At 42.2% G+C, this 21,737-nt stretch carries 24 protein-coding genes; 11 read left to right on the forward strand and 13 right to left on the reverse strand.

Translation table 11 applies throughout. The features are described from left to right. Positions 1–30 precede the first annotated feature (30 nt). Positions 31–717 (reverse strand): pseudouridine synthase, encoded by a 687-nt coding sequence (locus AUR67_RS11650; protein WP_058585417.1) that lies wholly within the window; start codon positions 715–717, stop codon positions 31–33. A gap of 80 nt (positions 718–797) precedes the next feature. Here AUR67_RS11650 and AUR67_RS11655 point away from each other — a divergent pair, with 80 nt between their 5' ends. After that, positions 798–1,103, forward strand: a complete 306-nt coding sequence (locus AUR67_RS11655; protein ID WP_058585389.1) for a DUF6482 family protein — start codon at positions 798–800, stop codon at positions 1,101–1,103. Positions 1,104–1,150: 47 nt separating this feature from the next. Then, positions 1,151–1,558: a GNAT family N-acetyltransferase gene (locus tag AUR67_RS11660; RefSeq protein WP_058585390.1), complete on the forward strand. Its 408-nt coding sequence runs from the start codon at positions 1,151–1,153 to the stop codon at positions 1,556–1,558. A 13-nt stretch (positions 1,559–1,571) separates the two neighbouring features. On the opposite strand, the gene AUR67_RS11665 is transcribed toward AUR67_RS11660, so the two are convergent. From AUR67_RS11665 to lptM, 8 genes are all read right to left on the reverse strand, one after another. Further along, a complete protein-coding gene (locus AUR67_RS11665; protein ID WP_058585391.1) occupies positions 1,572–1,931 on the reverse strand; it encodes a HopJ type III effector protein in 360 nt (119 codons plus the stop codon). A 9-nt stretch (positions 1,932–1,940) separates the two neighbouring features. Then, the gene (locus tag AUR67_RS11670; protein ID WP_058585392.1) at positions 1,941–3,053 is read right to left on the reverse strand and encodes a TIGR02281 family clan AA aspartic protease; all 1,113 of its coding nucleotides are present in this window, start codon (positions 3,051–3,053) and stop codon (positions 1,941–1,943) included. A gap of 69 nt (positions 3,054–3,122) precedes the next feature. Further along, a complete protein-coding gene (locus tag AUR67_RS11675; protein ID WP_058585393.1) occupies positions 3,123–3,833 on the reverse strand; it encodes an HAD-IA family hydrolase in 711 nt (236 codons plus the stop codon). Positions 3,834–3,845: 12 nt separating this feature from the next. After that, complete coding sequence (locus tag AUR67_RS11680; RefSeq protein ID WP_058585394.1) at positions 3,846–4,799, reverse strand: tyrosine recombinase XerC; 954 nt, start codon at positions 4,797–4,799, stop codon at positions 3,846–3,848. Then, on the reverse strand, positions 4,796–5,407 hold the full coding sequence (locus AUR67_RS11685; protein WP_058585395.1) for a DUF484 family protein: 612 nt from the start codon (positions 5,405–5,407) through the stop codon (positions 4,796–4,798). The genes AUR67_RS11680 and AUR67_RS11685 overlap by 4 nt, the downstream gene beginning before the upstream one ends. Further along, complete coding sequence (gene dapF / locus AUR67_RS11690) at positions 5,404–6,234, reverse strand: diaminopimelate epimerase (protein WP_058585396.1); 831 nt, start codon at positions 6,232–6,234, stop codon at positions 5,404–5,406. Before dapF ends, AUR67_RS11685 begins: the two co-directional genes overlap by 4 nt. Positions 6,235–6,298: 64 nt before the next feature. After that, positions 6,299–7,552, reverse strand: coding sequence for a diaminopimelate decarboxylase (gene lysA / locus AUR67_RS11695; RefSeq protein ID WP_058585397.1), 1,254 nt, complete (start codon positions 7,550–7,552; stop codon positions 6,299–6,301). Further along, positions 7,553–7,732, reverse strand: coding sequence for an LPS translocon maturation chaperone LptM (lptM, locus tag AUR67_RS11700; RefSeq protein ID WP_054554660.1), 180 nt, complete (start codon positions 7,730–7,732; stop codon positions 7,553–7,555). It lies immediately after the preceding gene. Positions 7,733–7,880: 148 nt separating this feature from the next. Here lptM and cyaY point away from each other — a divergent pair, with 148 nt between their 5' ends. From cyaY to add, 8 genes are all read left to right on the forward strand, one after another. After that, positions 7,881–8,204 carry an iron donor protein CyaY gene (gene cyaY, locus AUR67_RS11705; protein WP_054554661.1) on the forward strand — a complete coding sequence of 108 codons (324 nt, stop codon included), beginning with the start codon at positions 7,881–7,883 and terminating at the stop codon, positions 8,202–8,204. Then, positions 8,201–8,857: an alpha/beta hydrolase gene (locus AUR67_RS11710; RefSeq protein WP_058585398.1), complete on the forward strand. Its 657-nt coding sequence runs from the start codon at positions 8,201–8,203 to the stop codon at positions 8,855–8,857. Before cyaY ends, AUR67_RS11710 begins: the two co-directional genes overlap by 4 nt. Before the next feature lie 21 nt (positions 8,858–8,878). Further along, complete coding sequence (locus tag AUR67_RS11715) at positions 8,879–9,769, forward strand: DUF2914 domain-containing protein (protein WP_058585399.1); 891 nt, start codon at positions 8,879–8,881, stop codon at positions 9,767–9,769. Positions 9,770–9,805: 36 nt separating this feature from the next. Next, entirely contained in the window at positions 9,806–10,744 is a 939-nt protein-coding gene (gene hemC / locus AUR67_RS11720; RefSeq protein WP_058585400.1) for a hydroxymethylbilane synthase, read from the forward strand. A 1-nt stretch (position 10,745) separates the two neighbouring features. Then, complete coding sequence (locus AUR67_RS11725; RefSeq protein WP_058585401.1) at positions 10,746–12,566, forward strand: uroporphyrinogen-III synthase; 1,821 nt, start codon at positions 10,746–10,748, stop codon at positions 12,564–12,566. Then, positions 12,563–13,672: a heme biosynthesis protein HemY gene (locus AUR67_RS11730; RefSeq protein ID WP_058585402.1), complete on the forward strand. Its 1,110-nt coding sequence runs from the start codon at positions 12,563–12,565 to the stop codon at positions 13,670–13,672. Before AUR67_RS11725 ends, AUR67_RS11730 begins: the two co-directional genes overlap by 4 nt. 30 nt (positions 13,673–13,702) lie before the next feature. After that, positions 13,703–16,399, forward strand: coding sequence for a CHASE domain-containing protein (locus AUR67_RS11735; protein ID WP_058585403.1), 2,697 nt, complete (start codon positions 13,703–13,705; stop codon positions 16,397–16,399). Positions 16,400–16,502: 103 nt separating this feature from the next. Then, positions 16,503–17,504, forward strand: coding sequence for an adenosine deaminase (gene add, locus AUR67_RS11740; protein ID WP_058585404.1), 1,002 nt, complete (start codon positions 16,503–16,505; stop codon positions 17,502–17,504). Positions 17,505–17,513: 9 nt separating this feature from the next. Here the strand turns inward: add and AUR67_RS11745 are convergent, their stop codons facing one another. The 4 genes from AUR67_RS11745 to AUR67_RS11760 form a co-directional block, all read right to left on the reverse strand. After that, entirely contained in the window at positions 17,514–17,930 is a 417-nt protein-coding gene (locus tag AUR67_RS11745; RefSeq protein ID WP_058585405.1) for a CBS domain-containing protein, read from the reverse strand. 145 nt (positions 17,931–18,075) lie between these two features. Further along, positions 18,076–18,789 carry an NAD(P)H-flavin reductase gene (gene fre / locus AUR67_RS11750; RefSeq protein ID WP_058585406.1) on the reverse strand — a complete coding sequence of 238 codons (714 nt, stop codon included), beginning with the start codon at positions 18,787–18,789 and terminating at the stop codon, positions 18,076–18,078. A gap of 87 nt (positions 18,790–18,876) precedes the next feature. Further along, positions 18,877–20,343 carry a 4-hydroxy-3-polyprenylbenzoate decarboxylase gene (gene ubiD, locus AUR67_RS11755; RefSeq protein ID WP_058585407.1) on the reverse strand — a complete coding sequence of 489 codons (1,467 nt, stop codon included), beginning with the start codon at positions 20,341–20,343 and terminating at the stop codon, positions 18,877–18,879. An 82-nt stretch (positions 20,344–20,425) separates the two neighbouring features. Further along, positions 20,426–20,716, reverse strand: coding sequence for an MliC family protein (locus AUR67_RS11760; protein WP_058585408.1), 291 nt, complete (start codon positions 20,714–20,716; stop codon positions 20,426–20,428). A 113-nt stretch (positions 20,717–20,829) separates the two neighbouring features. Between AUR67_RS11760 and AUR67_RS11765 the strand changes: the two genes are divergently transcribed. Beyond that, positions 20,830–21,735, forward strand: coding sequence for a DUF808 domain-containing protein (locus AUR67_RS11765; protein ID WP_058585418.1), 906 nt, complete (start codon positions 20,830–20,832; stop codon positions 21,733–21,735). The last annotated feature ends 2 nt before the right edge of the window (positions 21,736–21,737 follow it).

Consider the following 21,737-nt stretch of genomic DNA (forward strand, 5'->3'; position numbering starts at 1 on the left):
ACGCGTAATCAATTAATGCAAACTTTTTTGTTAGAGAATGTCACTTTTTTTGATACTGACTATTTGTCCTTCGGGCAAATTCAGCGTGGTGAGTGAAAGCTTTGCGATATCTGTGCGGTACAGGTCGATGACTTTGTAGCCACAAAAACGAGCCATTTTTCGTATTTGCCGATTTAAGCCTTGTTTTAAGACGATGCAAAACTGCGTTTCGTTGACTTGAGTCACCGTGCAAGGGAGGGTTATTTGCTTATCGACAGGCACACCGCTCGCCATGTTTTCACAAAAGTCCCCATCAAGGGGCTTATCTACTGTAACTAAATAGCGTTTTGGTTGATGGTAATCAGGGTGGATCAGTTGATTACAAAACTCACCGTCATTGGTCAAAATCAACAAACCTCGGGAGTCTTTGTCGAGCCGGCCAATTGGGTAAACCCGTGTGGTTTTAGGTAAACTATGAATAAGACTGGTTGGGTCGTCAGCATTTAATTTGCAATCTATACCAACGGGTTTGTGATAAGCAAAGTAGGTGAGTGGCGCTTTTTCTGATATTTTTTCGCCAAGTACAATCACATCATCGTGCTCATCAACATGATCTATATGATTTGCGGCACGGCCATTTACTGTTACCTCACCTTGATCTATCAAGCGCGATGCTTGCTTTCGAGAGCAAACACCCGCGTGGGCAATAAATTTAGCAAGTCGTACTTTTTCTGGCATGAGTGATTTTTGTACAATTAATTTGATCACAGTATATCAAAATCACGTATAAATAGTTCCACCACCAAAGAGGAACGCACATGCCTATCAAGTTATCAGAGCTTGCAGACCATCAGCCACTGCAAAAAGTTATCCTTCATTCGTTGGAAATGGCGCTGTATCAAGTGTCTGTGGTAATAAATAACGTTGAGTATTATGTTACTGATGAACAAGGTAAATTTATACGAGATCTCAGTCCGTTGCATATTCAAAAGCGTCTTGATCACCTAAGTTATGGCGATATGGTTTTACGCCACACCAGTGCTTATGATGAAATGTGTGGTCAGCCCGAAAAGCTGGCGAGTAACATGCTCGAAGTACCCTATGGCAAGAACCACTTATACTGATTAACGATATAAGCGTATACTGAGTCATAACATTTTATAGGTATGCTATGTATCAATTAAAAAGTGATGACTCAGCTGATCTAAACAACCAGCTAAGAGAACATATTGTGGCTTTCAACGCCGCACATTTTAATGCCGAGCGTATTCCTTTAGGCTTTAAGTTCGTTAATAAACAAAACAGTGTTGTTGCTGGTATTCATGGCCAAGTATTTGGTAATTGGCTGCTTATTAGTTGGCTTTGGTGTGATGATAAGACACGTGGTAAAGGGCTTGCGACACGATTGTTAGCTGAATTAGAGAGCAAAGCTAAAGCGTTTGGTGCAAATACTGCACAACTTGATACGCTCGATTTCCAAGCCAAACCCTTTTACGAAAAAAACGGCTACCAAGTTAAATACGAGATGAAAAACTACCCACTCGACGGCTGCCGTTATTTTATGGAAAAAACCCTTTAATTATTGGTTTTAATCACTTCGCTTTAAGCACGTCTTGCTCGGTAAAAGTAATGCCTAAGAAAGGGGTCGCTTCAGGGGCAAGCATAAAGGTGCGAATGTTCATATGGTCTTGCCCTTCAGGATTGTGTAATACGTCATCACGATAAAACGCGCCAAAACAATCTAGGGTATTTTGTTTGCTTAGTTGATTAAGCTTTGCAAAGGCAAAAATTTTACATGAGCCATTATTTTCATTTGCCTCACTAAGCAAGCCATGATTGTTAAAACCGCTTGGGGTAAAATCATAATTGCTGTCTATAACCGCCATGGTATCGGTAAACTCAATTTGCTGTGGTGTGCTTGCTAATGTCGCCAGGAATTCGTTAAGAGTCATTGTTTGTCCTTAAAAATTGTTCTTTATCAACTCTAACTCATTCACTTGCTGATTGATATTAAACTTAAAACTCTCTAAAAAGTTCATACCTAATAAGCCATAGCCAGCATGATTTTCTATTACCAGCACTTCAAAATCACGAATACGTTGTTGACCGACTTGAAATGATTCGAGCTGATAACGCTGTGCTTCAACAATTCCATTAGCTGTGTTTACTTGCAAGGTGCCAAGGTAATTGGCTGGGGTGTTAAGCGAGTTCAATAATGTTTGGTTAATTACAGTAAAGCTAGCGCCTGTGTCGATCATCAGCTCGGTTTCAATATCATCGTTGATAATACTGTTTACTAAAAAGTGTGAACCTCGAGCGGTTAACTCTATAACTTCAACACCTGCTAAGGCTTGTTGAATCAACAGGTGTAATTGCTCAGCCTGTGGTTTATAGTCATGATCTTCAGGCAGTTGATCTAGGGTAATTTGGCTTGCGACATAATCTTCTAAATGATAGTTAGCTAATGCATGGATATATAAGTAATGCGCGTTACCTGGCGCGTAATCAAGCCATTGTTGACTGCTGTTAAGTAAGGCTTGCCATTGTTGCGTCGCAATAAGTTCATCAATATAGGATGTGCTTATCTCATTAATTTGTTTGTTAAGTTGTTGCTTATCATTGCTGTCTAATTGGTTGCTAAGAGCCAGTAAATTGATGATCCCTTGTTGGGTATCACCTTGTGCTATTAAACGCTTAGCATCAAGCTCAAGCATAGCGACATCGTAAGGGTGGCTATTTAAAAAGGCCGTTAAAAATTGCTCACTTAAAGTGAATTTTTGATGGGAAAGCCATGATTCTAATTGCTGTTGCCAAGCTCGTTTTAGCTGCCTTGCATAGCGAGGTTCATTCACAAGTAATTGAGTGTACTCAGCAACTGCTTTATCAAATAACTGATTGCTAAATAGTGCAACTGCCTGCTGGAAGTGGGCTGGTAACGCCGTGCCTTTTTGTACTTTAGGCGCTGGTGCGACAGTTTCTATTTCTAACGGCTTTGCTGGGTTAAAAAGTTGCCAAATAAAGTAACCATTTAAACTAAGAGAAAGTAGCAATATTAATTTAAGTAAAGCATTCATCCGTTTCGCCCATCAGTTTTACATCTTCGTTGCCTACTTACTCAGCATAAAACAAATTTTTCAAAATCGTTACTTTTTAACCAAATGATTGAGTGCCATGATATTACTTATTTCAATATCCGCTAATCCTTGATAACGATATTGCGTTGCCTGGTTGTTTAGCCATACGCTTTGACAGCCCGCATTATTGGCGCCTTGTACATCAGTATCTAAGCTATCGCCAATATGCAAAATTTCCTTGTGGGTAACCTCTAACTGCTTTGCTGCGTTATCAAAAAGGGCGCTGTGAGGTTTTGCTTTTCCGTGTGGGCCAGCTTGTAAAACTAACTCAAACACACCATTAAGGTTAAACTTTTCTACTTCGACATTACCATTGGTGATGGCGATGAGGCGGTAGTGTTTACTGAGGTTAGCAAGTAATTCAAGTACTTCATCAGTAACAGTTATTTGACTGCGGGCATCTGCGAATGCCTGATAAGCGTTTTCGGCGTGCAAACGAGCTTGCTCTGCTGAAAAACCCAGATCGGTCATGGCATAGTGTAATGCTGATTGTCGCCAGCGCGTCACATCATCGATTAGAGTGGCATCTTGCTTTAAAGCATTATCGCGGCATTTTAACCAGTAGCTCATGCTATCGGCTGGCCATTGTTCTAATGCCTCGAGGTAATCAGCTTGTGCTTGTAAGGCTGATTTGATAATCGGATGGTTGTTGTAAAGCGTGTCGTCTAAATCAAAACTTAAAACAGAAACTGGCGATAAGGCACGGTTAAATCGGATCATAATGACAAGGGGTTACTCTGATGTTGAGCGCTTTTTAGCGCGTGGATGGGTGTTATCGTAAACTTTAGCTAAATGCTGAAAATCTAAATGTGTATAAACCTGAGTAGCAGACAAACTACTGTGTCCTAACAGTTCTTGTACTGCGCGCAGATCCCCTGATGATTCTAAGATATGTGACGCAAATGAGTGGCGTAATTTATGCGGATGCACTTGCGAGCTGATCCCTTGCTTTATACCCCATTCTTGCATGCGAAGGCGAACTTGGCGTACGGAAATTCGCTTTTTTTGGCTGCTAACAAACACGGCAATTTCATCTGGGTGTGCATATTGAGGGCGAATTTTCAGCCATGCTTTTAATGCACTGAGCGCTTTGCTGCCTACAGGTAATAAACGCTCTTTGTTACCTTTACCACGGACTAAAATTTCGCCTTCAGTCGGGTTTATATCTTGTATGTTAGCGCCAACTAACTCGCTAATACGCAGACCCGAAGAGTACATTAATTCCATCATGGCTTTGTCACGAATAGCTAAAGGTTCATCATCGGGCAGCTCTAGTAGCTTAGCCATTTGATCTACGTCTAAATTTTTGGGTAAAGGCTTGGAAAATTTTGGCCCTTTAATTGCCTCTGCCGGATTATGATAATGTGCCTGACTGGCTATATTTTTGGCTTTTAAGAATTTATATAAACTACGAATACAGCTCAGTTTTAAACTGATTGTGCGACCACTTAATTGTTTGCTGCGCATTTGCATGCTGTAACGGCGAATATGCTCACCTTGAACAGCAAACCAGTCTTCACATAGTTTACTAAAGTACAAAGCTGCAAAGCCTAGCTGGCTCGTGTATTGGTTTACTGTGTGCGCTGAGTATTGTTTTTCGTAGCGTAAGTAGTCTGCAAAAAGTTGGATGGGTGTTCGCCAAGCATCACTTAATTCATCAATGTCTGGCGTCGTCACATCGCTCATGCAAGTTCCAATAAGCGCAGTTGCAATGAGCGCACAAACTCAAGGACAAAAAAGCTGTCTTTTGCCGGTTCGAAGTGATTAACGTCATCACTACCAAACGCCAAAATTGCCACAGGGTGTTTCGTGTTACCAATTAAGTATAAGGCAGTCGATTGAGTTGTGTCTGAAAATAGTAAGTCTCTTTCTTGTTGGCTTACTCGACCCAAGTAAATGCCGTCGTTTTGCAGGCGATGAGCAATTAATTCATCATACTTTGTATCGTACTTAACTAAGTGACATTCGTTAATTGATGGATTTGTACAAATAATATTACGTAAGTTGCTAGCTAGTGTCGTAAAGTCGTAGTTAGTCCATAACTGACGATGGCATTCACTGAATAAGCGGTAAATCAATTCGTTTTCTTTTGCTTGCTCAACGAGCTGATCAATCTTATTTTTTAATAACGTATTGTGTTCACGTAATTGGCGTTGTTGAATATGTACCAAAGACGTTGTTCCCGCCGTTTGCTGTTGTAGTTCAACTTCAGCGAGCACATCAGGGTTTTTAATAAAAAAATCAGGGTGTGCTTTTAAATATTCAGCAATTTGTTGTTCTGTTAGTTTGCTCATAATGCCACTTGTCCATCAAAAACATGCTCAGCAGGGCCTGTCATTCGTACAGGGTGGCCTTCGCCTTGCCAACGTACTTGTAAACTGCCGCCTGGTAAGTCAACTTGTACGGTATTAGCGAGCTTACTTTGAATTTGACCAACCACGACCGCAGCACAAGCACCTGTACCACAGGCTAAGGTTTCACTAACGCCACGTTCCCACACTCTTAGTTTAATGTGATCTTGCGAAATTACCTGCATAAAACCAACATTTGCGCGTTGAGGAAAACGCTCATGATTTTCAAGGAGTGGGCCTAAGGTAGCGACTTTTGCGCTATGAATGTCATCAACTTCTAACACGCAATGTGGGTTACCCATCGACACTGCGCCACTAAATACAGTGTGTTCTTCCGTACGAAGAATATAGGTCAACTCACGCTTGCTGGCTTTTAATGGGATTTTGTTCGGTTCAAAATTGGGGTGGCCCATATTTACCGTTACTTGACCATCTTTCTCTATATAAAGCGTGAGGTTACCAGATTTTGTTGAAACTGAGATTTTATGCTTATTGGTCAGGCCCTTCATACGTACAAAGCGGGCGAAACAGCGCGCGCCGTTGCCGCATTGTTCAACTTCGTTACCATCGGCATTGAAAATACGATAATGAAAATCGAGATCAGGAGAGTAAGGGGCTTCAACCATAAGCAGTTGATCGAAGCCAATGCCGAAATGGCGATCTGCCAGCTTCTTTATTTGATCACGTGATAAAAAAACATTTTGAGTAATGTTATCAATAACGACAAAGTCATTACCTAGGCCGTGCATTTTTGAAAAATTAACTAACATAACGCTCTAATTCGGGTTTGCTCTGAGCTAATCATGCCACAGAGCAGGGCGGTTATAAAAACGTTTATGGTAAAATTTTCTCACCTTGCCAAAGGCTTTCTAAGGTTTCGCGTTGGCGAATTAAATGGCTTTGCTGGCCATCCACCATAATCTCTGCAACACGCGGGCGTGAGTTGTAGTTTGAGCTCATGGTAAAACCATACGCGCCAGCGCTGCGCTGTGCTAATAGGTCACCGGCTTGAAGTGCAAGCTCACGGTCTTTACCTAAAAAGTCACCGGTTTCGCAAACTGGGCCGACAATATCGTAGTTGTGAGTAGGCGTATCATCTGTGCGAGGTTCAACTGGCACAATAGATTGCCAAGCTTGATACAGCGATGGGCGCAACATATCGTTCATGCCTGCATCAACAATAGCAAAGAACTTATCTTGGTTTTGTTTAATAAACTCAACTTTAGTAACTAAAATGCCTGCGTTGGCAGCAATCGCACGACCAGGCTCAAAAATAAGTTCTAAATCTTGGTAGTTTGCTAATCGAGCGGTAATTTTATCAACATATTCGCTTGGGTGAGGAGGCGTTTCGCCATTATAAGGCACGCCAAGGCCACCACCGATATCTAGGTGAGTTAGCTTGATGCCAACCGCTTTTAACTCTTCGATAAGAGTTAGTACTTTTTCAAGTGCTGCTAAGAAAGGTTTAATTTCTGTTAGCTGCGAACCAATGTGGCAATCTACACCGGTAATTTTTAAACCGGGCAGAGATGCGGCATGTTGATACACCGTCACAGCTGTTTGAATATCAATACCAAATTTATTCTCTTTTAAACCGGTTGAGATATAAGGGTGCGTTTTTGCATCTATATCTGGGTTTACGCGAATCGAAATCGGTGCCACCAAGTTAAGAGCCGTTGCCACCTTTGAAATTCGCTCAAGCTCAGCCACTGACTCAACATTAAAACACTTGATCCCCAATTCAAGTGCATAAGCAATTTCGTCAGCGGTTTTTGCAACGCCAGAAAAAACAACCTTACTTGCGTCTCCGCCTGCTTGGATAACGCGTGCAAGCTCACCTTTTGAGACAATGTCAAAACCTGAACCAAGTCGCGCTAAAATATTCAGCACGGCAATATTTGAGTTGGCTTTTACGGCATAGCACACCAAGCTTTTATGTGACTTAGCAGCTTCAGCAAATGCTAGATAATGACGTTCAAAGGTTTTGCGTGAATAAATATAACAAGGCGTACCATATTGTTCGGCAAGTTCTTTGACAGCGATGTCTTCAGCGAACAGCTGATTATTATTGTAGTTAAAAAAGTCCATCTATTGGTCCTGTTTTTGCTCTGGTTGTTCGGATGGATCAGCTTGCGGCTGAGACTTTGCAGGCGGCTTAGTATCATCTGGCAGATAAAGAGCTCCACTTTGTCCGCAACCTGCTAGGGTTAGTAGAAGGGCGCTTAGAGGTAAAATGGTTTTTAATTTTTGGCTATGAGTCTCTTTCATTAGATTAATACGGTTGCTGGCTTTATAATCGCAGAGTAACAGAATATTTAAAAAATGCAGCTATTCGCGGATGAATTTATTCCTGTTACACTTGATGTACACAATCTGCCCCCAGATCTAGGCTTAAAGCCAGTTAAAGGACACTAAAATGACTGATCATGAATACCACACACTAGCCGATGCATTAATGCTAACTATTGAAGAGCAAATCGATGAATGTGATGCCGATTTAGACTATGAATCAGCGTCAGGTATTTTAGAAATCATCTTTCCTGATCGCAGTAAAATTGTGATCAACAAGCAAGCACCATTACACCAAGTTTGGGTAGCGACTAAATTTAATGGTCACCATTTTGAACTACGCGACGATAAGTGGATTGATAACCGCTCGGGTGCAGAGTTTTGGCAATTTATGTGTGATGCGGCAACTCGCCAAGCAGGTCAAACAATTGAATGGCGTTCTGAACTATGAGTTTAGAGTTTGTTGAGTACCCAGCGCAAGGCGATCACAAAGCAACGGTTATCTGGCTACATGGTTTAGGTGATTCGGGTGATGGTTTTGCCCCAGTTGCACCGCAACTTGCTCTACCAAAAGAGCTTGGCGTGCGATTTGTGTTTCCACATGCGCCTGTGCAACCGGTCACCTTAAATGGTGGTATGGCAATGCGCTCTTGGTACGATATTAAATCGATGGATTTAGATAAGCGTGCTGACGAGCAAGGGGTTTGCGAATCTGCTGCAAAAGTGGCTGCAATTATTGATCAAGAAATAGCAAATGGTATCGCCCCAAACAAAATCATTCTTGCCGGTTTTTCGCAAGGGGGTGTGGTATCGCTGCACTTAGCGCCACGTCTAGATTATAAATTAGCGGGTGTAATGGCACTTTCAACCTATATGTGTGTGCCTGCAAAATTTGCTGATGAAGCCAAGCAGCAGGGGTTAAATATTTTTATGGCACATGGTCGATTTGACGATGTGGTACCGCATAGCGCAGGCAGACAAGCATTTGACGTGCTTAGCGCTAACAACATGGAAGTAAGCTGGCAAGACTATCCGATGGAGCACCAAGTTTGTGGTGAAGAGTTAATGGCTATTCGTGAGTGGTTAATTGCTCGCTTGAGTTAATTTTTGGTTTTAGAGGCCAACATGACAAAGAAACTTGTAATTACAGCAAATATGAATGCCGTTGAATCGGCAGATTCAACTCCTACAGCAGTGACTTATCAATGGCATTGGCGACGCATTTTTATGGTTAGCAGTGTTATCTTAGTAGCATTGGCTATTTTAGTGTATAGCTTTACTGGTGCTGTAAATGCTGAACAATCACCGCAAGATGAACCGCAAGCAGAGTTTACAAATGCTGAATTACAAGCTCCTTTAAATGACGCTGAGCAAGAAGAGCCAAAAGAAGTCGATGCTTCGTCAATGAATGAGCAAATACCGCAGGCTGATAACACCGAAACTGCTGAAGCAGAGGTTGTGAGTTCAAACATTGTAGAACCTGACGTTACAACTGTAGAGACTGAGATCGACAGTGAAGAGCTTGTTGATGAGCAACAACCTGAAACACCAGCTGTCACCCTTGATGGTGAAGAAGCCCCACAAACTGAACAGCAAGTAGAGATTGCTGCAGCTCCTGATGCTCAGCAGCAGTTTTCGCAGTCAGCGCATATTGCCAGTGTCGCAATTGGCGCTAAAATAGACACAGATAAAGTAAGCCGCGCGGTATTAACAACCGATGTTGTTGATCGAGAACCAGTAAACGTTTTAAAGAACGATGTAAAATTAGCGCAAATAAGCAATAGCCTGAGCTTTTTTAGCGAGCTTAGAAATATGCAGGGGCAAACTGTTCGTCACCAATGGTATTACCAAGGTCAACAGCTTGCTTCGATTGAATTGGCGGTAAGTAGTCCACGTTTTCGTACTTATTCAACGAAAAACATTATGCCAGAACAACTGGGTGATTGGCGTGTTGAAGTCATTGACGCAGATGGCAACTTACTGGCCCAAAAAGAATTTAGAATTTTAGCTGAGTAATATTTAGTATCAGCCTGATAATTAATTGGATTTTTCATGACACAGACAACAAAACTAGTTCGTATCGCTACCCGTAAAAGTGCACTTGCTCTATGGCAGGCTGAATTTGTAAAAGCTCAACTAGAGCACTTCCATGACGACGTAACGGTAGAGTTGGTTCCTATGTCGACGCAAGGCGATATTATCCTTGATACACCACTGGCCAAGATTGGTGGTAAAGGCTTATTCGTAAAAGAGCTTGAGCAAGCCATGCTTGATGGTCGTGCCGATATTGCGGTGCATTCAATGAAAGATGTGCCTGTTGAGTTTCCTGAAGGTTTAGCGTTACACACAATTTGTGAGCGTGAAGACCCGCGCGATGCGTTTGTATCAAACAACTACAAAAGCTTAGATGAGTTACCACAAGGCGCTATTGTTGGTACATCAAGTTTACGCCGCCAATGCCAAATTCGCGAAGCTCGCCCAGATTTAGACATTCGTGATTTACGCGGTAATGTTAATACGCGTTTAGCAAAACTAGATGATGGTCAATATGATGCAATCATCCTAGCTGCAGCGGGTCTAATTCGTTTAGAAATGCCTGAGCGTATTACAGCTTTTATCGAGCCAGAGGTATCATTACCTGCAAATGGGCAAGGTGCTGTAGGTATTGAGTGCCGTATTGATGATGAAGTGACAAAAGCACTGTTAGCGCCACTCGAACATAATGAAACACGTATTCGTGTTAATGCTGAACGTGCTATGAATCGCCGTTTAGAAGGTGGTTGCCAAGTGCCAATTGGTGCATTTGCATTGGTCGATGGTGAGCAAGTGCATTTACGTGGTTTAGTGGGCGCTATTGATGGCAGCCAAATGCTACGTGATGAAGTGACAGGCCCAGTAGCTGACGCAGAGCATTTAGGTATTACACTTGCTGAAAAACTACTTGAGCAAGGTGCTGATAAAATTTTAGCTGAAGTATATAGAGACGCTTAATATGCATATTTTGATAACTCGTCCAGAAGGAAAAGGCACCGAGCTTGCTCTTGAGCTTCAGCAGGCGGGTTATCAAACAACCCTGTGTCCAGTCCTTACCTTAGATTACCTCACAGTAAATAGTAGTGAGCTCGCGCCGCTAGAAAATGCCGATAAAATCATTTTTATCTCGCAAGATGCCGTGCATGCCTTGTTAAAACTCACACCAACCATCAACAAAGCAGCGCAACTTTACGCGGTCGGTCAGCAAACGGCTGATGCGGTTTATGAAGCCTTTGGGCGACGAGCCGCAGTGCCCAAACAGCATGATTCAGAAGGTCTGCTTGAATTAAAAACACTACAAGATGTTGAACTAAGTAACATCGTTTTAGTGAAAGGTGAAGGTGGGCGCACGACCATAGCGAAAACCTTAAAACAACGTGGTGCTTTATTAAATCAGTTGGTTGTTTACAAGCGAAGCGCAATTGAGAGCGAACCGGGCAAGTGGATGGACCACTGGCAAACAATTGATGTAGAAGGTATAGTCATTACCAGTAATGCAGCGGTGGATGCCATTTTTAATGGCCTAAATGAGCCTCAGCTTGCATGGTTGAAAGAGCGACAATTTTTCGTTGCCAGTGAGCGTATCGCTGATTATTTAAAGCAACAAAATGTCGCAAGAACACAGATACATATTGCTGCAGGGGCGAGCGACAGCGCTATGTTCACCTGCATTAATCAGCAAGGTAGCAAAATGAGTGAAGCAGAATCAAAACAACCCGCAAAGCCAGTGACTGCAAAGCCAGAGAAAAAAGCGCAAACGGCAAATACTGGGGCGAAAGCGCCTGTACAAGCTAAAAGAGGCATCAGCAAAACAGGTAGCTTAGCGTTACTTATTTCACTTTTAGTGGCTGGTGCAGTTGGCTATGAGTTTTATCTAAAATTAAATAGCGATCAGCAATCGGCTGTGGCATTGACTGAGCTGACAGATGAAAACCTACGCTTACAGCAGCAAATTGATGCATTAAAAAGTGCCCAACAAACAATGCAGCACTCGCTTTATAACAGTGAACAAAAGGTCACTGATGCACTAAATGAAAGTGCAGAGCAAACACAGCAGCAATTACAAGCGGCTTTAAAGCGCGCCGAGCAGCAAACTTTCACGCTTAATCCGCAAGAAGTTACAAGCCTGCAGCGTATGGCCGAATTTAAATTATGGGCAGAGCACGATTACCAGGGGGCTGCAGCTGTACTATCTCGCTTAGATAGCTTACTTTCAGAACACCCGGGTACAGGCGCTATTCGCCAAGCAATTCACCAAGATTTACAAACCTTGAATGCCATAGAACCTGTGGCTGTTGAAGCAATTTATTTAAAACTGCATGGCATTAATCAAAAAGTTGATGAACTGGTATTTAATGCTATTTCACTCCCTGAAGAGGTCGTCAAAGAAGACCCAAATCAATTAAGTGAAAATGTGAGTGAGTGGCGTCAAAACCTTGCCAAGTCGTGGCAGCAGTTTAAAGACTTCTTTGTAGAAGTGCGCACACGTGAAGATATGGTTATCGCACCATTTTTAAGTGAGCAAGAGCGCCACCTAGTAAAACAGCGCCTGAGTTTATATTTAGCTCAAGCACAAGATGCGGTATTAAGTAAGCAAAGCAGTGTGTATTTTAGTGCTGTTGATGCTGCTCATAGCTTGGTAAAAGATTACTTTAAACAAGATGATGCGCAAACAAAAGCGGCCTTAAAAAGTCTTGCTGAGCTTTCTAAAGAGCAGCTCAATTTTAGTCCAAAAGTGTCACTACAAAGTACTGAGCAGGTGAAGGAGTGGGCACAATGATCCGCTTTTTATTAATTATTATTGCAATAGCAGTCTGCTTAGGGGTTGCCCCTTTTTTTATAGATCAAAAGGGTTATGTACTAATTGCCTTTAATAAAACAACCATTGAAGGGACTATTTGGGGCGTTACTGCACTTTTAATACTGGCATTCGCTGCACTGTTTTTACTTTATAAGCTTTGCCGTTACGTAATATCTTTATATAGCCATACACGCCATGGTTTCTTTGCGCGCAGTGAAGAGCGTAAACAAGCGGCTATTGAGCAAGGTGTATGGAGCTTAATAAATAACGATTATACGGAGCTTGAGCTTGCACTTGATAGCAACAGTGTTGCAGAAAAGTGGAGCGATATACGTTTTGCGCTTCTAGCTAAAGCGGCACTGGCGAATAATGAAAATGAAAAAGCAATTAGCTATCTTGATAAAATAAGCCAAGATAAGCAGCTGAAAGTGGCTAATTTATGGATTGCTAGCGGCGAAACCAGCACTATCTTTGCTGACCTTAAAGCGTTAGCTGAACGCAAAAAAGCCTCTCGTTTAGAGCTTAAAATGTATGCCCATGTTTTAGTGCAAGAGCAAAAGTGGGCGGCACTTAGTGACTTTATGCCACGTTTATTACGTAAAAAAGCTCTTTCTGAGCAAGAGTGGCAACAATTGTTCGACCGTTACTTTGCAGCTCAGTCAAACGGGGATTTAACTGAGCGTTATGAGCAACTAGCCAAAAACCTGAAACCACATGCTGAGGTAAGCTATTTAACAGCGATGGCGAAGGCAGGTGAATTAAACAAAATTGAGCTAAGCTTAATTAAAATGATCAAAAAACCGCTGCAGCATAAAGACTTAGCACGTATTTTACGTACTAGTAGCGCTGGCGATGCACTCAAGCTGCAATCAAGTTTGCAGGATGTATTAAAAAAAGACACCGAAAATACAGATTTATTACTAGCCCTTGCATGTTTAGCAAATGCTCACGGTGAATACGACCTAGCCGCGCGAGTGTTTGATAAAGCGCTTAATGCAGATAATCGCCATGCTTATTTGCAGCAAGCGGTGCTCAGCTACAGTAAGAGTGCCCAACCAGAAAAAGCATTGGTACTCTATCAATAATTTTACTCCAGCCAGCAAAGGAGCGATGGCTTGAAGAACTTATTTACACTGACAATAAGCATTGCACTTGCTTACTTTCTTACAGGGTACTTAAGTAATTCATTGCTGGCGATCGATGGCTATGCGGTTGCAGCATGGCCGCCTTCAGGTATTGCGCTTGCCAGTATCTTGCTACTTAGAAATCGTGCCTTGCCAGGGGTTCTGCTAGGGGCATTCTTTGTAAACCTTATTCACCTTGATAAAGCCACTGATATTTTTCACTGGCAAATGATGCTGCAGGCAATTGGCGTAACAACTGCATCTACATTCCAAGCTTGGCTTGCCTATTACATTATTATTCATGTCGTTAAACGCCCGATTGAATTATCGTCATTAAAGCAAAGTATGCTTGGTTTAATGATTGGCGGCCCTTTGTGTAGCTTGATTGCTGCATCAATTGGCACCGGCTTACTGGTCATTAACAATGTTATTCCGAGTTATGCGGCGCTTAATAATTTTATCGCATGGTGGATTGGCGATAGCATTGGGGTACTGATATTCACGCCATTAATTTTAGCGGCATTTAGTTACCATCATACTCGCCAACGGCTGCAAATCATTGTGCCGTCGCTATTAATTTACGTGGTTATTTGTTTCAGCTTTTATGGTGCAGCCAGTGTAAAAAAAGACAAAGACTTACAGCGCCAGCAAGCTAAAGTCAGTGCTATTCACACGAACCTTGAACATAAAGTCGATGAAATTAAGTCGCACTTAGCCTTACTCGCAACTTTTTTTGCTAGTAGTGACATGGTTGATTTTGACGAATTTAAACGCTTCACATCAAGGCAACTACAATACAGCGAAGAAATTCTTGCCCTTGAGTGGGCGCCTAAGGTTATTCACTCACAACTAAATAATTATCAAAATTTACTACGTGATGAACTCGGCGCTGACTATTACGTGAAAGAAAAAAGTGCTGCAGGGCAGTGGCAGCCGGTGAGTAAGCGAACGGTGTATTTCCCAGTGCAATATATTCACCCATTAACAGGGAACGAACCTGCACAGGGCTTTGATTTAGCCTCAAACGAGTTACGTAAACAAGCGTTAACTGACTCTCGGTTAATTAAGAATGTCACCGTCAGTGAGCCTATTACCCTGATGCAAGGTGATGGTAACGAAAAGGGCGTTTTATTCTTCAACCCAGTTTATTCAGACATTAATCACCAGGTCGGATTTAGAGGTTATGTTGTCGCCGTGGTCAATTTAGAAGTGTTAGCACAAACACTTAATTTTAATCAGAACACTGATATCGATGCCAGCTTCTATGACGTTACTGACGGCAGTAATCCTGTCGAAATTTACAGCCCACATCGTGTAGGTACAACAGCTATTGCGAGCTTCAACTTTATTATTGGTGAGCGCGTTTGGCAGGTAAAATTATGGGAGTCAGTTGCACAGTCGTCATGGTTGCCTTATTGGTTGGCGCAAATAGTCGGTATGCTGTTTGTTTGGTTATTGATCACCTTTTTGATTTCTGTAACTGGTACTAATATTCAAATTCGTCAGCAAGTGGCAAAGCAAACTCAAAGCCTTCGCGAAGAAAAATTAAAAGCCGATAAAGCCAGCCAAATTAAAAGTGAGTTCTTGGCGAATATGAGCCATGAAATACGCACGCCTATTAATGGTATTAAGGGTTTGCATTATTTAGCAATGCAAGAGCCTGACTGGCAACAAGCCCGTGGTTATATTGATCAAGCCGATGGTGCACTGAATGTACTATTACGGGTAATCAATGATGTTTTAGATTTTTCTAAAATAGAAGCTGGGCGATTGGAGCTACATCAAGAGCCTATTGATGTGAATGCGTTGGTTAGTGAGCTGACTAACTTATTGCAGTTTGAGCTTAACTCACGCTCTTTAGAATTTAGAGTTGAGCTTGATGCTTCTGAACACTTACTGATCCACACCGACCCAATTCGTTTAAAACAAATATTGTTGAATTTGTTAAACAATGCGGTGAAGTTCACTCAAGAAGGCACGATTACATTACGTATTTGGCAGCAGGGTGAATTTACTTACTTTAGTGTTATTGATACAGGCATCGGCATCAGTAAAGAGGCTCAGCAGCGCCTATTTAAACCATTTTCACAAGCCGATAGCTCAACCTCTCGTCGTTTTGGTGGCACAGGTTTAGGCTTAAGCATTTGTCAAAAACTCATTGTTATGATGGGAGGCGAGATAAGCCTAACTAGCTCTGAGGGGCAAGGTTCAACGTTTACAATTTCGCTGCCATTTGAGTCCCCTCTTGAAGAGGTGATTCATAGTGATGATGAGTTAGCTGATATCGATGTGACTGCTGTTTCATTTGCCAATGATGCAATTTTATTGGTTGAAGATAACCCATTGAATCAACATGTGGCGAGTTCGATTTTAAAAACTAAAGGCTGCCAACCTGATATAGCTAAAGATGGCCACGAGGCTATTAAGATGATCAGTGAAAAAAGCTATGACCTTGTGCTCATGGATATTCAAATGCCGAATATGGATGGCTTACAAGCGACTAAGGTTATTCGTAATGAGTTGCTGATCACCGATTTACCGATTATTGGCTTATCGGCAAATGCCCATGATGATGACCTTAAGAAAGGTTTAGCCAGTGGTATGAATGGTTATTTAACTAAACCAATTGATGCAGAAAAACTTTTTAAGACTTTGTGGCATTTTTTGCATAATGCTAGCAGCCATTAAAGCAGACATTTGACCTCTAAAAAGTAAATAAAATCATCTAAACTTGAAATATCGCCGCGGGTACGTATGATCCGCGCAAATTTACTGAACCTGAGTGCTAATTATGATCAATAACAAACTCCCTTTGCTTGATATTCACCGTCATCTAGATGGTAATGTTCGCCCACAAACGATCTTAGACCTTGGTCGTCAGTTTAATCTTGAATTACCTGCTGACAACATTGAAGCGCTTATTCCGCACGTACAGGTTATCGACCCTGAACCAAATTTAGTAGCATTTTTACAAAAGCTAGATTGGGGTGTAAAAGTATTGGGTGATTACGATGCTTGTCGTCGTATTGCTATTGAAAATGTTGAAGATGCGATTGCCCAAAACCTCGATTACGTTGAGCTTCGTTTTAGCCCATATTATATGGCGCAAAGCCAAGGCCTACACCCGCAAGGTGTTGTTGAAGCGGTGGTTGATGGTGTAAAAAGTGCGTGTCATAACGCACCAATTAAAGCTAACTTAATCGGCATCATGTCGCGTACATATGGCACCAAAATCTGTCAGCAAGAGCTTGATGCGCTACTTGCTTTTAAAAATGATTTAGTGGCTGTTGATTTAGCTGGTGATGAAATTGGTTTCCCGGGTGAGCTATTTGTTGATCACTTTAAACAAGTTCATGATGCATACTTAGCTGCCACGATTCATGCCGGTGAAGCGCGAGGTAGCGAAAGCATTTGGCAAGCAATTAACGAGCTTGGTGCAACGCGTATTGGTCATGGTGTAAAAGCGATTGAAGATGCTGCACTAATGGATTACTTACGTGATAAGCGCATTGGTATTGAGTCTTGCTTAACCAGTAACATTCAAACCAGCACTGTTGCTGAGCTTGCAAAACACCCGTTAAAAACCTTCTTAGACCATGGTATTTTGGCATCAATTAATACTGATGATCCAGCAGTTGAAGGTATTGAAATAGCGTATGAGTATCAAGTAGCAGCACCTGCGGCAGGCTTAAGCCAAGCCGATATGGAAAAAGCGCAAGCTAATGCGCTTGAAATTGCTTATTTAAGTGATGCAGATAAAGCTGCTTTAAAACAGTTAGCTGCTAATCGTTAAGCAGCTTACTTACACTTGGTGCTCTTGGCATGAGACATAGTTTTCATACAATGCCTTGAGCACGTCTGCTCGGCTGATCATGCCAACAACCTTACCATCCTCGATAACCGGGTAGTTCTTTGGCTTACCAGTTTGCATACCATCTGCCAGCTCAATGATGTTTTGATCGCTACTTACGGTAACAACATCGGTGCGCATTAGCTGTTTTACCTTCACTACACCATCACAGAAATAACTGTTTTGCATGAGCGGTTGCAGCAGCTCTTGTTCAGAAATAAAGCCAACTAGGCTTTTGTTGTCATCGAATACAGGTGCGCCTAGTAATTTAAACTTTTGCAGCTCGCTAATCGCGGTGGTCATTTCAGTTTCAGGCGTAATGTGTGGCAACTTACGTTGCATAAAGTCTTGTACTTTTGTATTTAGCATTTGGGTCTCTCCCCATCGTTATTCTAATCAGAGTATGGTCAAGGAAATGCAGTTTGTGAAATCGTTTAGACGGATTAAGGCGATAGGAAAAACAAATAAAAAAGGCATCCAAGTGGATGCCTTAAAAATAACCTGTATGAGTTAGTTATTTAATGAATGCAAATGCATCGGCGTACATGTTCTCACGTACCGCACCATGATTAATAAAATCATCGCGAACTACGCCAATCATGTCAAAGCGTCCTGCCATGTAAATATCGTATGGTTCTAAAGACACGATATCTTCCATAACAGCCTTGTGGACGTAACCAGTTTTGCCAGTCCAGCTTTGTGGCGCATTTTCAACTACTGGAATGTATTGGAAATGTGGGTTGCTGTTTGCCCATGCTTGCATTTCATCATGAGCATAAAGTGCAGCTTGCTCACGTACACCCCAGTAAAATAATACAGGACGCTCACAGCCAATTTCAGCAAGGTGATCAGCCATTGATTTGGCATAAGAAAAGCCTGTACCGCCAGCAAGTAGAATAATTGGGCGCTCACCCTCAACTCGCAGCTGTGATACACCTAAGCCCACTTCAACATTAACTTGCTGTTGCTCTGTATGAGCTTGACGTAAATGGTCAAGCGCTTGCATTGCATACGAATCAGCACCCGCGGCACCAATGTGTAGTTCAATCTGTTCAGTTTGCGACGGGCGGCTTGCAATAGAAAAGGCACGCTTATCTTTTTCGCCTAATACTAGTTGCATATATTGGCCTGCCTCGAATGACACAGGTTGCTGTGGTTTCAAAATGACCTTATGTACGTGGTCTGTAAGCGGGCTGATCGCAACAACGTCAGCGAGTAGTGTTTGCATAGTTTACCTTTATAAGCACAGAAGCAAATTCGGTTATGAAACGCACTCATAACCGTTAAATTTTGAGCAGTTTAACATAGACACAGCCTAGAGAATATCTAAGCTGTCCCATAATTCATCAACACGTTCTTTGATTTTTGGATCCATAACAATGGGTTCACCCCATTCACGATCTGTTTCGCCTGGCCATTTATTGGTTGCATCCATGCCCATTTTTGAGCCAAGGCCAGAAACTGGTGATGCAAAATCTAAATAATCAATTGGCGTGTTTTCGATCATCGTCGTATCGCGAGCTGGATCCATACGCGTGGTAATTGCCCATATCACGTCGTTCCAGTCGCGTGCGTTTATATCATCATCGCAAACAATCACGAACTTGGTATACATGAATTGGCGCAAGAAAGACCACACCCCCATCATCACGCGCTTGGCATGACCTGGATATTGTTTTTTCATCGTGACCACAGCCATACGATAAGAGCAGCCTTCAGGTGGTAGATAAAAATCTACAATTTCAGGGAATTGCTTTTGCAGAATTGGCACGAACACTTCGTTCAATGCAACCCCGAGTACTGCTGGCTCATCAGGTGGACGGCCTGTGTAAGTGCTGTGATAAATTGGGTTTTCACGATGTGTAATGTGAGTGACCGTCATCACCGGAAACTCGTCTACTTCGTTGTAGTAACCTGTGTGATCGCCATAAGGACCTTCTGGTGCTGTTTCACCCGGCATAATATAACCTTCAAGTACGAACTCTGCGGTAGCAGGCACTTGTAGGTCATTTGAAACCGATTTAACAACTTCAGTTTTACTACCGCGTAGTAAACCAGCAAACGCATATTCGCTTAGGGTGTCTGGTACTGGTGTTACAGCGCCTAGGATTGTCGCAGGATCGGCACCTAATGCCACCGATACAGGGTAAGGTTCGCCTGGGTGCTCTTTACACCACTCACGAAAATCTAATGCGCCACCGCGGTGCGATAGCCAACGCATAATAATTTTGTTTTTACCCAATAGCTGCTGACGGTAAATACCTAAGTTTTGGCGCTTTTTATAAGGCCCTTTGGTAACCGTTAGGCCCCATGTGATCAAGGGAGCAGCATCACCCGGCCAGCAATGTTGGATAGGCAGCTTAGTTAAGTCAACATCATCGCCTTCAAGTATAACTTGCTGACAAGGCGCTTTTTTTACTTCTTTAGCTGGCATATTCAGTACTTGTTTGAATACTGGGATTTGCCCTAGTGCCTCTTTAATGCCTTTCGGTGGCTCAGGCTCTTTTAGAAAAGCTAATAACTTACCAACTTCGCGCAGTTCACTAACATCATCTTGCCCCATGCCCATTGCAACACGCTTAGGTGTACCAAAAAGGTTGGCAAGAACGGGAATAGTGTGGCCTTTAGGGTTTTCGAATAACAGAGCTGGGCCTTTGGCACGTAAAGTACGGTCGGCAATTTCGGTCATTTCAAGGTAAGGATCAATTTCTTGTTTGATCCGTTTTAATTCACCTTTTTGTTCTAATAACTCGATAAATTCGCGAAGATCTTTGTATTTCATTTTAGCCGCTTAAACGCTGAATAAACTGTCGCTATTATACTCAAAACCACTGATTAAGCTAATTTAGCAAACAAAGCTTTTGCTATTGCTGGGTTAAGCTACATTGGTACTTTTTTCCTTTTAAAATCAGCATTGCTTCATCGCCTTTAGACCAAAACAGCACATTATCGGCACTGTATTTAACCCCTGAGCCGCTTACTTGGCGATTGAGTAAAAATTCACTCTCCTTAAATGTCAGTCTTGCTTCCTCATCATTGTATTCAACAATACTGGCGCTAAGGGTTTCATCGCACAGATAATTGCTCGGTGCACTTTGCTCAGCACACGCGCACAAGGTAACTAAAGCGAGCCCTGAGAGAAGTGGTTTAATCATAGAAACACCTCTATTTTTGAATGAGCTATAAGCCTAACAAAGAAAAATTAACCGTTGGTGAAAATGGCAGGATAAGTTATGTTGATAGTGTATTTAATGGGCAAGGAGCTACCATGGCAGGCACTAATTTACTCACCTTACTTGATGATATTACAACACTTTTAGACGATATTGCGACGATGAGTAAAGTCGCAACAAAAAAAACAGCAGGGGTGTTAGGTGATGACCTAGCTCTTAATGCTCAGCAAGTCACAGGGGTAACTGCCGATAGAGAGTTGCCTGTAGTTTGGGCTGTGGCAAAAGGCTCGTTTATTAACAAAGCTATCTTAGTGCCCGCAGCATTATTGATTAGTGTTTGGTTGCCTTGGTTAATTACTCCGCTGTTAATGGTTGGCGGGCTGTTTTTGTGCTTTGAAGGTGCAGAGAAAATTATCGAAAAGCTGTTTGGTCATGCTCAACAAGAAGATGAAACTCTGGCTGAACAACAAGACTTACAAGAATACGAAAAGCAAAAAGTGAAAGGGGCGATCCGCACTGATTTTATCCTCTCAGCAGAAATTATCGTGATAACGCTAGGCACGGTTGCTGGCGCAACACTGGTGAATCAAGCTTTAGTGCTTAGTGTAATAGCAATTATTATGACCATTGGCGTGTATGGGTTAGTTGCAGGCATTGTTAAACTAGATGATGCTGGTTTGTATTTACTGCAAAAAGCGCAGCAAAGTGGCGGTAAGTTTAAAGAGCTAGTAGGTAAGTTTTTACTTGCTGCAGCGCCTAAGTTAATGCGCTTTTTAGCCTTTGCAGGAACGGTTGCTATGTTTTTAGTTGGCGGAGGCATATTGGTACATGGGATCCCCGTTTTACATCACGCCCAGCAAGGTAGCACTGAGTTTGTTACGAATTTAGTTGGTAAAACGGGTGAGCTGGCTACGCCGATTATATTTGATGGTTTATTAGGCGTTGTTGCCGGGGTTATCGTTGTGTTAGTGGTTGAACTTTGGCATAAAATTCGTCGCTAAAT

This window comes from Pseudoalteromonas sp. XI10 (genome assembly GCF_001469895.1).
GTDB lineage: Bacteria > Pseudomonadota > Gammaproteobacteria > Enterobacterales > Alteromonadaceae > Pseudoalteromonas.